1 protein-coding gene is annotated in these 16,249 nt (G+C 34.8%); it reads left to right on the forward strand.

The genetic code is table 11. The features are described from left to right. The first annotated feature begins 5 nt into the window (after window positions 1-5). Window positions 6-16,247: a non-ribosomal peptide synthetase gene (locus tag BLW23_RS00160; protein WP_093667237.1), complete on the forward strand. Its 16,242-nt coding sequence runs from the start codon at window positions 6-8 to the stop codon at window positions 16,245-16,247. Window positions 16,248-16,249 lie beyond the last annotated feature (2 nt).

Genomic DNA, 16,249 nt, shown 5'->3' on the forward strand with positions numbered 1-16,249 from the left:
ACTCAATGAATTTAGAAATATTAGAAATACTAAAGATATCTGAAAAAGAAGGTATTAAATTAGTATTGGAAGGGGATAAATTAAGCATTAAATCGAAGAAAACTACAATTGATTCAGATTTACTTGAGAAAATCAAAAACCAAAAGGAAGTCTTAATAAGCTACCTTAAAAAACATCAGAAAGGAACCAGTCATATAGGAGCCGAAGGCAATATTATAGCTTTTGATAGAACCGAACTTCAGCAAATTCCTTTGTCTTTTAACCAGGAGAGGTTATGGTTTATAGATCAGTTACAAGGAAGTAGTGAGGAATATCATATTCCTACAATTATTCGTTTGGAAGGAGAATTAAATACTTCGGTTCTTGAACAGGCTTTAAAAACAATTGTTGATCGTCATGAAGTATTGAGAACAAATATTCTATCCGAAGAAGGTATAGGATATCAAGAAGTTGTTGGTTCTGATAATTGGTTTTTAGGAAGTGAAAAAGTAGTAGGAGAAGAAGAGCTGTCGACCAGATTACAAAATTATATTACCGTTCCTTTTAATTTAGCGAGTGATTATAAATTAAGAGCATGTTTGTACGATTTAGGGGATAACAAATATGTGTTGGCTTGTGTTTTTCATCATATAGCGAGTGATGGTTGGTCCGAAAATATATTGACTAATGAGTTTGTAGAATTATACAGTGCTTTAAAATCTGAAAGGGAAGTAATGTTGCCTGAGTTAAATTTGCAGTATATCGACTATGCAATTTGGCAACGTAAATATTTTGAAGGAGACATTTTAGATGCTCAGCTAAACTACTGGGAAGATAAGCTAAAAGGAGTAAGTACTTTAACGTTACCATTAAATTATACTCGTCCTCAAATACAAAGTAATGCAGGAGCAGATGTTTCAACCATCATAGATGAATCGTTTAGTAAATCATTAAAAGATCTGTGCCAGCAAGAAGGGGTAACCATGCCAATGTTGCTATTGTCAGTTTTCAAATTATTATTATCTCGTCATAGCGGTCAAGATGATATTTGTGTAGGAACATCAATAGCAAATAGAACACAATCTGAATTAGAGGGAATGATCGGTTTCTTCGTAAATACACTTGCATTACGTACGGATTTAAGCGGAAATCCTAGTTTTAGAGATTTCTTAGGAAGAGTAAAAACAACTACGCTCGAAGGATATAAAAATCAACAAACACCTTTTGAGAAGATTGTAGACAGAGTGGTGACTTCTCGTGATATGAGTACTACCCCTTTATTTCAGGTAATGTTCGATTACCAAAATGAAGGAGCTGTTTCTGAAGAAGAGAAAGGAGAGGCTGACGTAATAAATGCAGATATAGCTATAGGAGATCTTAGCATAGAACCTTATGAATATACGAATACCTCAGCTCAGTTCGATTTAACCTTAAACGTTTCCGAAGAAGGAGGAGGAATAGTACTAAGTATAAATTACTGTACTGATTTGTTTGATGAAACTAGCATCGAAAGAATGCTAGAACATTATAAGGTTTTATTAAGCACTGTGGTAAACAATATTGAGCAATCTATTGGACGTTTGCCAATGCTTACTCAACCAGAAACAACACAGTTATTGGAAGTTTTTAACGAAACCTCATCGAAGTATGATTTGGATAGAACGGTCATTGATGTATTCAAAGAACAAGTTAAAAAAGGGCCAAATGCAATTGCCGCAGTGTTTGAGGGAGAAGAATTATCATATGAAGAATTAGATAAACGCTCAAATCAATTAGCACATTACATCCTAGAACAAGGAATACGATCAGATGATTTGGTTGGTATTTGTTTGGACAGAGGACTGGATATGCTGGTTGCAGTGTTGGGAGTTCTAAAATCTGGAGGGGCTTATGTGCCTATTAAGCCTGATTTTCCAATGGATCGCATTTCTCATATTATTGCAGATACTAAATGTTCTTTAGTAATTACTGATGAATTAAATGAGCTTGTTTTAGAATCATTGTTTGAGGACACAATTACTCTAGTGGCAATAGATGAAAATGACGTTTTATACTCAAAATATCCAGGTACTGGACTGGAATTGTCATATAATTCAGGAGATTTAGCTTATATAATTTATACCTCCGGAAGTACTGGAGTTCCAAAAGGAGCAATGATCGAACATGCAGGCTTATTGAATCACTTATTAATTATGATTGATGAGTTGCATATGGATGACCAAAGTGTGGTGGCATTTACGGCTCCATTTACCTTTGATATTTCAGTATGGCAATTATTAAGTGCACTACTGTGTGGAGGTTCTATCACAATTTATAGTGAGGAAAAAATACTAGATATCAATGGTTTTCAAGCTTCATTAACAAATCATAAAATAAGTCACTTACAATTGGTGCCTTCTTATTTGGCAAGTTTATTGGAGGCTCAAATCGTTGTTGAAGGGTTATCTGCATTGAGCTACTTTTTAATTACTGGAGAAGCAGTAAACAAATCGTTGTTAAATAAGTGGTTTACATTATATCCAAACGTTCCTGTGGTGAATGCATATGGACCTGCAGAAGCGGCAGATGATATTACACTTCACATTATGAGTGAATCTCCGGAAGGTGATTTTGTTCCAATTGGAAAACCAGTAGCTAATATGAATGTGTATATAGTAGACCGATTCAATAATTTATGCCCGGTAGGAATTGTTGGAGAATTATGGACTAGTGGAATTGGTGTTGGTAGAGGATACTTAAACAGAGAGGAACTCACAAAAGAAAAATTTACTGTTGATTCATTCAGTAAAAATGGAAATCGTTTATATAAAACGGGTGACTTAGGAAAATGGTTACCAGACGGTACCTTAGAATTTATTGGACGCTCGGATGACCAAGTAAAGGTTCGCGGGTATCGTATTGAATTAGGAGAAATAGAAAGTATATTATCACAAATAGAAGGAGTTCAAAAGAGCTGTGTTTTAGCAAAGGATGATGGAGAAGGAACGAATCGTTTAGTAGGATATGTCGTACTCGACAGTAGGATAACGAAAGAGGTTATTCAAGAAAAATTGAAAGCCAGTTTACCTGATTATATGGTTCCTACTATATGGATAATTCTGGATGAAATACCATTAACAGTTAATGGAAAAATAGATAAAAAATCGTTGCCTGAGCCAGATAGTTCAGAACTATCAAGTAGAAAATATGTGGCTCCAAGAAATGAGACAGAAGAACTGCTAGTTACGGTTTGGCAAGAGCTTTTAAGGGTAGATAAAATTGGTGTGAATGATGATTTCTTTGAGTTAGGAGGCCATAGTTTATTAGCAACTCGTTTAGTTTCTATGATTCGAACAAAAATGTCTGTAGAAATTCTAATCCGTGACATATTTGAATACACGACTATATCGGAATTAAGTGTGCATATTTCAGCGCCCTCAACAGGTGTAACACTTCCTCCAGTGATTTTAGAAGAACGTCCAGAACGAATTCCATTATCATTTAGTCAAGAGCGATTATGGTTTTTAGATGAATTACAAGGAACCAGTGAATATCATATGCCAATTGCAATTCGCTTAAAAGGAGAATTGAATGTAACAGCATTGGAACAATCGTTAAAAACGATTGTTGAACGTCATGAAATACTTAGAACCAATATTGTATCCGAAGAAGGAGTAGGGTATCAGGAAGTAAAGAAGGCTGATTCATGGTTTTTATTACAAGAAAATAGTTCAGCAGAAACAATTGAAGGAAGTATTTCAGAATATCAAGCAACTCCTTTTAATTTGGATAAGGATTTTAAATTAAGAGCTTGCTTGTACAATTTAGAAGATGAAAATTATGTATTGGCTGTAGTGCTTCATCATATTGCAAGTGATGGCTGGTCTGAAGATATCTTAATTAATGAATTTTTAGAATTATACAGTTCGTTACAAAAAGGTAATTCTTTCGATCTTCCAGCGTTAAACTTACAATATTCTGATTATGCTATTTGGCAACGTAAGTATTTAGAAGGAGAAGTTCTCGCAGATCAATTGGCATATTGGGAAAAGAAGTTAAAAGGAGTTGATAGTTTAAAACTTCCTTTAGATTTTGAACGCCCAGCGACTCAACGTATAGAAGGGGGAAATACTTACTTAGCGTTAAACGAAGATCTAACGAATTCTGTTAGAGAATTGTGTCGAAATGAAGGGGTAACAATGTTTATGTTTCTTCTGTCTACATTTAAAGTGCTATTGCACCGTTATAGTGGTCAGGATGATATTTGTATTGGTACACCTATAGCCAATCGTACACAATCTGATTTGGAAGGAATGATTGGGTTTTTTGTTAATACGCTAGCACTTCGCAGTGATTTAAGTGAAAACCCTAGTTTTAAAGATTTCTTGAAACAAGTTAAAGAAACAACTCTAGAAGCTTATGATCATCAGTTAACACCTTTTGAAAAGGTAGTAGACAAAGTAGTTGTAACTCGCGATATGAGCACAACTCCTTTATTTCAAGTGATGTTTATGACGGAAAATACTTCCGTTGGTTTAACAGATGAAAGTGAGACTACTTTAGATTTTGGAGGTGTTGAAATATCAGAGTTCGAAAGTGATAACATACCATCGAAATTCGATATTACCTTGAGTATTGCTGAAGGGGATTCAGATATTCTTTTAAATGTGAACTATTGTACAGCACTATTTGAGAAGTTAACCATAGATCGAATGCTTGAGCATTTCCGCGAATTGTTAAATAGTGTTGTTAAAGATAGTACGCAATCTGTAGGGAGCTTAACAATGTTAACAGAAGAAGAGGAAACGAAATTGGTAACCGCAGTTAACAATACGGAAGCTGATTATCCAACAGATAAAACGGTTGTTGATGTATTTGTTGAGCAGGCATTGAAAGCTCCTGAAGCGATTGCCTTAGTATACAAAAATGAAGGATTGACCTATGAAGAGTTGGACGAGCGCTCAAATCAATTAGCTAGTTATCTAAGTAGCTTAGGGGTTCAATCAAATACATTTGTAGGTATTTGTATGGAACGAAGTATTGAAATGCTCGTTGGTATTTTAGGTGTTTTAAAATCCGGTGGAGCTTATGTTCCTATTGATCCTGCGTATCCTAAAGAAAGGATAGACTATATGCTGGGGGATGCAGGAATAAGTATTGTTCTTACAAATGGAACAAATAATGAAGCCATAAAAGAAAAGGATGGTATGACAGTTGTTGCTTTGGATAATGATTGGAAAGAAATTGAAAATCACAAAAAAGAAGGAACAAATAAAACGGTTATATCGAACAATCTTGCTTATGTGATTTATACTTCAGGGAGTACAGGAAAGCCAAAAGGAGTTCCAATTTATCATAGTAGTTTAATGAATTACATTACTACTTGTAGTAATCAGTACTTAGGTGAAAATACTTCCGGAAGTTATATGCATCTTTCTGCATCTTTTGACGCTTCAATGACGGAGATTTTTACACCATTAGTAAATGGTAAAATGCTCGTAATAAGTAGCGGTAGTGGTTTGGATACTTTTAAAGATGAAAACCTAGAGAAATATGCCCCTTATAGTTTTATAAAATTAACACCATCACATCTAGAATTATTAGATCCTGTGTTAAGAAAAACTAAGAATATAGCAGATCGTTATGTACTAGGAGGAGAAGCATTACAACCAAATCATTTATCAACATTTACGGAGTTAAATATTGATTCAATAATAATCAATGAGTATGGACCAACGGAAGCTACGGTGGGAACTACAACATATTCATTTAATACGTTAGACAAGCATTCATTCATTCATACTTTCCCAATTGGGATTCCAATGCCTAATATGCAAATCTACGTTTTAGATAAAAATTTAAATCTTGTTCCGAAAGGAGTTACAGGTGAGTTATGCATCGGAGGAGTAGGGGTATCAAAAGGATACCTTAATAGGGAAGAACTTAATAAGGAAAAATTCATAGATAATCCTTTCAAAGAAGGAGATAAAATCTATAAAACTGGAGACTTAGGAAGATGGTTGCCAGATGGTAACTTAGAATTTATTGGAAGAAAAGATGATCAGGTAAAAATTAGAGGATATCGGGTTGAATTAGGAGAGGTAGAAAATGCTTTATCTACACTTTTAATTGTAAATCAATGCTGTGTCTTAGCTAAAGAAGATGTAAGTGGAACAAAACAATTGGTAGGATATGTAGTTTCAGAAGGAAGTTTTGATAAAGAGGAACTTCAAACTGAATTGAAAAAAACATTACCTGGCTATATGATACCTGCACTGTGGGTAGAACTGGAAGAGATGCCATTAACAGTTAATGGAAAGTTAGATAAAAAAGCTTTGCCCGAAATTGATGGTTCTGTACTTTCAACCAAAGAATATGTAGCTCCAAGAAACGAATCGGAAGAAAAATTGATCGAAATTTGGCAGCAGTTATTAGGAATAGAAAAGATTGGGGTATATGACGATTTCTTTGAGCTAGGAGGGCATTCATTGTTGGCCACTCGTTTAGTTTCTTTAATTCGTAAAGAGTTAGAAAAAGAAATAGCTATTCGTGAAATATTCGAATACACAACCATAGCGGATTTAGCCCTACATATAGCAACACAGTCTAAAGGCGTGCTTCTACCTGAAATAATAGCTGAAAACCGAGATGAGCGCATTCCATTATCTTTTAGTCAAGAACGTTTGTGGTTCTTAGATCAATTTGAAGGAACATTGGCTTATCATATCCCTGCGATAATGCATATTGAAGGGGAGTTAGATATTGATGTATTGGAAAAAGCATTAAAAACGATCGTTTCTCGACATGAGATACTCCGTACAAATCTATTTTCAAGCGAAGGGATAGGATATCAAGAAATTGTTAGTGCAGAAAATTGGAGTTTAGAAAAGAAATCAGTTTCAGGGAAAAGTGAATTAGATAAGCAAATACATAGCTATTTAACCACTCCGTTTAATTTATCAAGCGACTACAAATTAAGGTCGTGTTTGTATGATTTAGGAGCGAATAAGTTTGTGTTGGCTTGTATATTTCATCACATTGCTAGTGATGGTTGGTCTGAAGCTATTTTAACAAATGAATTTACCGAACTATATGATGCATTGAAAACGGATAGAGAGGTTAATCTTCCAGAATTAACGCTTCAGTATGCCGATTATGCTATATGGCAACGTAAGTATTTAGAAGGTGAAATTCTTGATAGACAATTAGGATATTGGGAGAATAAATTAACAGGAGTAAGCACTTTAGCATTACCTACAGATTATATTCGTCCTTCTGTTCAGGGTACAGCAGGAGCCACTTTTTCAATCGATTTAGGAGAAGAATTAAGTGGATCATTAAAAGAACTATATCATAAAGAAGGAGTTACTCCATTTATGTTCTTGTTGGCATCTTTTAAAGTATTATTAGCTCGTTATAGCGGACAAGAAGATATTTGCGTGGGTACTCCTATTGCCAATCGTACTCAATACGAATTGGAAGGAATGATTGGTTTCTTTACAAATACTTTAGCATTACGAAGTGATTTAAGTGGTGATATCAATTTCAAAGAGTTGTTACATCAAGTAAAAACAACAACCCTTGAAGGTTATGATAATCAGTTAACTCCTTTTGAAAGGGTCGTTGATCGAGTGGTAACAACACGTGATGTTAGTATGACACCGTTGTTTCAAGTAATGTTCGATTACAACAGTGAAATAAGCGTTGTTACAGATGAGGTAGAAGAGAATACTGGAACAGCAGACCTTTTAATACTACCTCATGATTTTTCAGAAACCACGGCGCAATTTGATTTAATGTTCAATGTAAATGAAGAAGAATCAAATATTTTCTTGAATGTTGTGTATTGTACAGACTTGTTTAAGGAAGAGACCATTGCTCGTATGTTAGAAAACTACAAAACATTACTAAAAAATATTGTAGTAAATATAGAGCAGCCTATTGGCGATATACCAATGCTATCTCAACAAGAAGAAACTCAATTGTTAGATATATTCAATGATACTTCGAAGGAATATCCACTTGATGAAACGGTTATTGATCTGTTTAAAAGAAAGGCACAAGAAACGCCAGAGGCAATTGCAGCAGTATTTGAAGGAGATGAATTGAGTTATGCAGAATTAGATCAACGATCAAATCAACTGGCACATTATTTAATAGATCAAGGTGTTCAACGAGATAATCTAGTTGGAATATGCTTAGAACGAGGATTGGACATGATAGTTGGTATTTTAGGGATATTAAAAGCTGGTGGAGCTTATGTTCCTATTAAGCCAGATTTTCCAATGGATCGTATTTCTTATATTATTGAAGATACAGATTGTTCAATAGTAGTTACAGACTCATTGAACGAATTTGTTTTAGAATCGTTATTCGATGAGGCAATCAATTTAATAGCAATAGATGATGAAGATGTTTTAGATTCGGATTATCCAGTAACAGATGTAGAATTATCCTATAATCCAAACGACTTAGCATATATCATTTATACTTCTGGAAGTACAGGATTACCAAAAGGAGCTATGATTGAGCATGCCGGTTTATTAAATCATTTACTATTAATGATTGATGAACTAAAAATGTCTGATGAAAGTGTAGTGGCTTTCACAGCGCCATTTACTTTTGATATTTCAGTGTGGCAAATGTTAAGCGCATTGATTTGTGGAGGTTGTATCGCAGTATATAATGAAGATACTATTTTAGATATTGACAATTTTCAATCGTCGTTGGAAGAGGATAATGTCAGTCATCTTCAGTTAGTACCGTCATATATAGCCAGTTTATTGCAAGGTGAAGAAGTTTCTAAAGGTCTATCAGGGTTATCATACTTCTTAGTAACAGGAGAAGCAGCGACAAAGTCATTATTAGACATGTGGTTCTCACTATATCCTTCAATTCCAGTAGTGAATGCTTATGGGCCAGCTGAGGCGGCTGATGATGTTACTTTGCATATTATGGAAAAATCTCCAAGTGGAGTAGTAGTTCCAATCGGAAAACCAGTGGCAAATATGGATGTATATGTTGTTGATCAGTTTGAGAACTTATGTCCAATAGGAGTGGTTGGAGAAATATGGACTTCTGGTATCGGAGTGGGTAGAGGATATTTAAATAGAGATGAACTTACCAAGGAAAAATTTATTGAGAATCCATTTATAACAGAAGGAGGAAGATTATACAAAACAGGTGATTTAGGAAGATGGCTTTCAAATGGTACTTTAGAGTTTGTTGGTCGTTCTGATGATCAGGTAAAGATTAGAGGTTATCGTATTGAATTAGGTGAGATAGAAAATGCATTATCGCAAGTTACAGGTATTCAAAATAGTTGTGTATTGGCCAAAGAAGATACTATTGGTACAAACCGTTTAATAGGATACGTAGTTGTTGAAGATGAATTTAATAAAGAAAAGGTACAGGAGGAACTGAAAAGAAGCTTACCCGAATATATGATTCCTATGCTTTGGATAGCGCTGGATGAAATGCCATTAACAGCTAATGGGAAAATTGATAAAAAGTCATTGCCAGAACCCGATAGTTCAGAACTATCTGCAAGAGAATATGTAGCTCCTACAAATGAGAGTGAAGAGCAAATGGCCGCTATTTGGCAAGAATTATTGGGCATAGAAAGAGTTGGTATTCATGATGATTTCTTTGAATTAGGCGGACATAGTTTACTGGCTACTCGATTGGTTTCTATGATTCGTAAGGAATTGAAGAAAGAGATAGAGATAGCGGGAGTTTTTGAGTTTACAGTACTAGTCGATTTAGCCGCACATGTATCTGAATTGTCAGAAGGAGTAAGGCTTCCTTCAATTTTAGCTGAAGAACGCCCCGAACGTATTCCTTTATCATTTAGTCAAGAGCGTATTTGGTTTATAGATCAGCTGCAAGGTACTTTGGCATATCATATGCCAGTGGTAATATATTTGGAAGGAAACTTAGATAAAACGAATCTAGAGACAACGATTAAAACTATTGTAGCTCGTCATGAAGTGTTACGAACTAATATTTTATCAGCAGATGGTTATGGTTACCAAGAAGTAAGAAGTCATGAAGAATGGAGTTTGAGTCGAGAAACAATATCAGAAAATGAACTAGAAGCAAGTTTAGGAAAGTATTTGACGATTCCTTTTGATTTAGCGAATGATTATAAATTACGAGCTCGTTTGTATGATTTAGGAGAAAATAAGTATGCATTGGCTTGTGTTTTCCACCATATTGCAAGTGATGGTTGGTCGGAAGATATTTTAATACAAGAGTTCAATGAACTTTATGCTTCATTACAAATAGGTAAGGAGGCTATTTTACCGGAGTTATCTTTACAGTATGCCGATTATGCTATTTGGCAACGCAAGTACTTTGAAGGAGAAGTATTGGAAAATCAACTTTCATATTGGGAGCAAAAGTTAACCAATGCTAGCGTATTAGAGTTGCCTACTGATTTTATGCGTCCTGCAATTCAAGAAACTGAAGGAGCTAATATAACCATAAACTTAAATGAAGAATTAGGAACTTCAATCAAAACCTTGTCGAAGCAAGAAAATGTAACAACTTTTATGTTTTTACTGTCGGCATTCAAAGTATTGTTAGCACGTTATAGCGGTCAAGATGATATTTGTATTGGTACTCCAATAGCTAACCGTACACAATCAGAGTTAGAAGGAATGATAGGATTCTTCGTAAATACGTTGGTATTGCGAAGCGATTTAAGTGATGATATTAGTTTTAAAGAATTACTAAGTCAAGTAAAAACAACAACATTAGAAGGATACGATAATCAGTTAGCTCCATTTGAGAAAGTGGTGGATAAAGTGGTTAAAAATCGTGATATGAGTACAACTCCTTTATTTCAGGTAATGTTCTCATTGGAAAATACAACAGGACCTGCTGTAGAATTGCAAGAAGTAGAGGAAGAATTCGAACCTTTAGCTATTTCACCATACGAATCGGAAACAGTAAGTTCTCAATTTGATATAACGTTAGACGTAACTGAAGTAGAGTCGACTTTTGAATTGAGTCTAACATACAGTACTACCTTATTTAAAGAGGAAACCATAGTTCGAATGTTAGAACATTATAAGGAATTATTAGCAAGCATTGTTAATAATGTCGAGTTATCAGTAGGTGAGGTAGCAATGTTAACTGAGAAAGAAGAAACTCAATTATTAAATGTGTTTAATGCTGCTGAAGTTACTTATCCATTAGATAAAACAGTTGTAGACCTATTTACTGATCAAGTTCAAAAATGTCCAAAAGCGATTGCCCTAACTTTCGAAGGTACAGAATTCAGTTATGAAGAATTAGATAAGCGTTCAAATCAATTAGCACATTGTTTAGTATCTCAAGGTGTAAAATCTGATGATTTAATAGGAATATGTCTAGAGAGAGGTTTAGATATGGTAGTCGGAGTATTTGGGATATTAAAAGCAGGAGGTGCCTATGTTCCTATGAAACCAGACTTTCCTAAAGATCGTATTGAATACTTGCTTGAAGATACTGGGTGTTCTCATGTAGTTACCGATCTAGAAAGCCAAGAAATTGTAGCGCTAAGCTCTGATACTATTCAACTAATAGCAATAGAAAATGTGGCGGATTATGCCACTATTCCAGTAAAAGTAGAGTATCGTTCATACGACTTGGCCTACGTGATTTATACTTCAGGGAGTACAGGACTGCCAAAAGGAGCTATGATAGAACATGCCGGTTTATTGAATCACTTATTATTAATGGTTGATGAACTGAAAATGACAAATGAAAGTGTGGTCGCATTTACAGCGCCGTTCACATTTGATATTTCAGTTTGGCAAATGCTAAGTGCATTATTATGTGGAGGTTCAGTAGCAATTTATAGTGAAGAAAGTATTTTGGATATCGATGACTTCCAATCTTCTATCGAAGAGAATAATGTGAGTCATCTTCAATTAGTACCATCTTATGTTACTAGTTTATTAGAAAGTGGAAATTCGACTGAAGGTTTGTCAAATCTGAGTCATTTCTTAGTAACAGGAGAGGCTGCTACAAAATCATTATTAGATAAGTGGTTCTTAATATATCCAAATGTTCCAGTAGTAAACGCTTACGGACCAGCAGAAGCCGCTGATGACATCACTTTACACATCATGAATACAACTCCAGTGGGAGCTACAGTACCAATAGGAAAACCTGTGGCAAACATGGATGTTTATGTGGTTGATCGATTTGAAAACTTATGCCCAATAGGTGTTGTTGGTGAATTATGGACAGCAGGAATTGGTGTTGGACGAGGGTACTTGAATAGAGCTGAGCTTACAGAAGAAAAATTTATAGAAAATCCGTTCTCTGAAAATGGAGGGCGCTTATATAAAACAGGTGATTTAGGAAGATGGTTACCCGATGGGACTTTAGAATTTGTAGGTAGATCTGATGATCAGGTAAAAATTCGAGGCTATCGTATTGAATTAGGTGAAATAGAGAATACATTATCTCAAGTATCAAGTGTTCTGAATTGTTGCGTATTAGCAATGAAAGATCAAAATGAGATATACCGTTTGGTAGGATATGTCGTTACAGAAGGAGAATTCAATAAGGATAAAATTCAAAATACTTTAAAAGATAGCTTACCAGATTATATGGTACCTATGTTATGGATTTCCTTAGATGAAATGCCCTTAACGGCAAATGGAAAGATTGATAAAAAGTCATTGCCAGAACCAGACAGTTCACAATTATCAACAAAAGAATATATAGCGCCAAGAAATGAAATAGAACAAGAATTAGTAAGCATTTGGCAAGATTTGTTGGGAATTGAAAAAATTGGGATTAACGATGATTTCTTTGAATTAGGAGGGCATAGTTTGTTGATTGTTCAATTAATAGCTCGTTTACAAAAAATTGGTTACCATATAGCAGTTAGAGATATTTTCTTGAACCCTTGTATTACAGGGATTATAGAAAAAATGGTATTGTCGAGTTCAATGTATATAACGCCACCTAATGGAATAACAAAAGATACTGAGGTGATAACACCTTCAATGGTTCCATTATTAAATTTTGATCAACAAGAAATTGATGCAGTAGTTGCTCAAATTGAAGGAGGTGTTTCTAATATAGAAGATATATATCCTTTATCCCCTTTACAAGAAGGAATCTACTTCCATTATTTAATGAGTAATGAAAGCGAAGGAGATCCATATATCTTACCAACCTTACTTTCTTTTGCAAATAAAGAGAAACGTACATCGTTTGTAGAGGCATTACAGTTTGTAGTAAATCGTCATGATGTATTGCGTACTGCTTTTTTAAGTGAAGGATTACCAAATACAGTTCAAGTAGTATTTAGAGAAGCAGAATTATCTGTAGAAGAGTATGTTGTTGATTGTGATAAAGACTTAACAACGGAATTGGAAGAATTAGCAGCACCAGGACGCCATTGGATGGATGTTTCTAAAGCACCATTGTTAAAACTAAAATCAATAGATGATCCTGAAAACGAAATATGTTATGTAGTTGTTTATCAGCATCATTTAGCACTGGATCATATTGGATTAGAGAAGGTTGTTTCTGAAATTGTATTATATCTTTCTGGAAAAGAATCAGAACTTCCAACTCCAGTTTTATATAGAGACTTTATTGGGCATACGTTGCATCAACAAGCAACAAATGACAGTGAATCTTATTTCAAAGGGTTGCTTGGAGGTATTCAAGAGCCTACGTATCCTTTTGGGTTAACAGATACACGTGATAATTTTAGTGATATAAAAGAAGCACAGTCATTAATTCCAGAAAAGTTAGGGGAAGATCTACGAAATATTAGTATTTCATTAGGTATGAGTCCGGCAGTATTATTCCATGCGGCTTTTGGTTTAGTGGTTGGAAGATGTAGTAATACGGATTATGCAATTTTTGGGTCATTACTTTTAGGACGTCTACAGGGATCTCTCGGTGCGGCAGATTCATTAGGACTATTCATTAACACATTACCCTTTCTTACAGAATTAAAAGGAACGATATCTGAATATATTGCTGAGGTTAAGAAAGCATTAACGGAAATGTTGGCTTATGAACAAACGCCTTTATCGGATGTTCATAGCTGGAGCGGTATTTCGAATGAACTTCCAATATTTAGTGCTCTGATGAATTACCGTCATTCAACTTCAGAAGAAGAGGAAGAAGAGATGTCAGAAGAGTTATTACAAAACGAAGATGTTATTGATTTAGGTCTTGCTGTAACAATGGTTAATGAACGTACCAATTATCCGATATCTTTAGATATTGATGACTTTGGAAAAGAGTTTGAGCTTACGGCTCAAATTGATGGCGACATTAATCCAGAACAATTTTTAGGATATATTGAAGAAGCTTTAAATCAGTTAGTCGTTGCATTAAAAGAGGAGCAAAACATAACTGTGGATAGCTTAACTATTCTACCTAAAGAAGATGTTCAGTTATTAGAAACATTTAATAATACTGATGTTGCTTATCCATTGGATAAAACAGTAGTTGATTTATTTGCAGATCAAGTATTGAAGTCTCCAGAAGCTATAGCTGCTGTATTTGAGGGAGAAGAGTTAACCTATAAAGAATTAAACCAACGCTCAAATAAATTAGCTCATTATTTAATTGACGAAGGAGTAAAAACAGATGATTTAATAGGGATTTGTTTAGATCGAAATTTAGACATGCTCGTAGGTGTTTTGGCAATATTAAAGTCAGGAGGAGCCTATGTTCCTATAAAACCAGATTTTCCAATGGACCGTATTTCGTACATGGTTGAAGATACAGGTTGTTCTTTAGTCATTACAGATGAGCTAAATGAACTGGTTTTAGAATCCTTATTCGATGATACTATTAAGTTAATATCTCTAAATGAAGAGGATATTGCAGACTTTCCAGATTCAGGAATTGAAATGACGTATAGTTCTAATGATTTGGCGTACATCATTTACACTTCGGGAAGTACAGGGTTGCCAAAAGGTGCCATGATAGAGCATGCAGGTCTGTTAAATCACCTGTTATTAATGGTCGATGATCTCAAAATGAATGAGAAGAGTGCTGTGGCCTTTACTGCTCCGTTTACTTTTGATATTTCTGTATGGCAAATGCTAAGCGGTTTATTGTGTGGAGGTAAAATTGTAATTTATAGTGAAGAAAGCATCTTAGATATTTTTAGTTTCCAAGAATCATTATGTAGTAATAAAGTGAGTCATTTACAATTAGTTCCTTCATATGTTTCGAGTATATTGGATGAAGGAGCTGCTGCAGAAGGATTAGCTAATTTACAGTACTTCTTGGTTACGGGAGAAGCCGCTACGAAGCCATTATTAGAAAAATGGTTCTCATCATATCCAAACGTCCCTGTTGTAAATGCTTATGGTCCAGCTGAGGCAGCTGATGATGTTACTTTACACATTATGAATAAAGCTCCGGAAGGAGTAGCAGTTCCAATTGGAAAACCAGTAGCAAACATGGATATGTATGTAGTAGACCAATTTGATCATTTATGTCCAATTGGTGTTATTGGAGAGCTTTGGACGAGTGGAATTGGAGTTGGTAGAGGATATTTAAATCGAGCTGAATTAACAAAAGAGAAATTTGTAGCCAATCCATTTACTGAAGATGAAGGTCGCTTATATAAAACAGGCGATTTAGGAAAATGGTTACCAGATGGTACATTAGAATTTGTTGGTCGTACAGATGATCAGGTTAAAATTCGTGGTTATCGAATCGAATTAGGAGAAATAGAAAATACAATAGTGGCTTTAGATTCTATTAGTCAGTGTTGTGTACTTGCTAAGAAAGACCCAACTGGAGTCAATCGATTAGTAGCTTATTTAGTGGTTGAAGAAGGGGCGAATCAAGAGGAACTACAAGAAGCAGTATCCGAAAGTTTACCAAACTATATGATTCCTCAATTGTGGTTTGTTTTAGAAGAAATGCCTTTAACAGCCAATGGGAAAATTGATAAGAAAGCACTTCCAGAGCCAGATCTTTCACAATTGTCAGATAAAGAATATCTAGCACCAAGAAATGAAACTGAAGAACAATTGGTTGCTATTTGGCAAGAGTTACTCGGAATTGAAAAAATCAGTGTTTATGATGATTTCTTTGATTTAGGAGGACATTCGTTATTGGCCACTCGACTAGTATCTATGATTCGAACCACATTTGAAACGGAAGTATCTATTCGTGAAATTTTTGAAGAAACAACCATAGAAGAACAAGCATCACTTATTGAAATCTTTAAATCTTATTTAGAGGAAGAAGATGATAATGAGACTGACGAGGAAAACTATTTAGAAACTATTGAAATATAAGC

This window comes from Tenacibaculum sp. MAR_2009_124 (assembly GCF_900105455.1).
Taxonomy (GTDB): Bacteria; Bacteroidota; Bacteroidia; order Flavobacteriales; family Flavobacteriaceae; genus Polaribacter.

Coding starts and splice junctions, on each gene's coding strand:
- BLW23_RS00160 (WP_093667237.1), top strand. CDS start 6: ATGAATTTAGAAATATTAGAAATACTAAAGATATCTGAAAAAGAAGGT.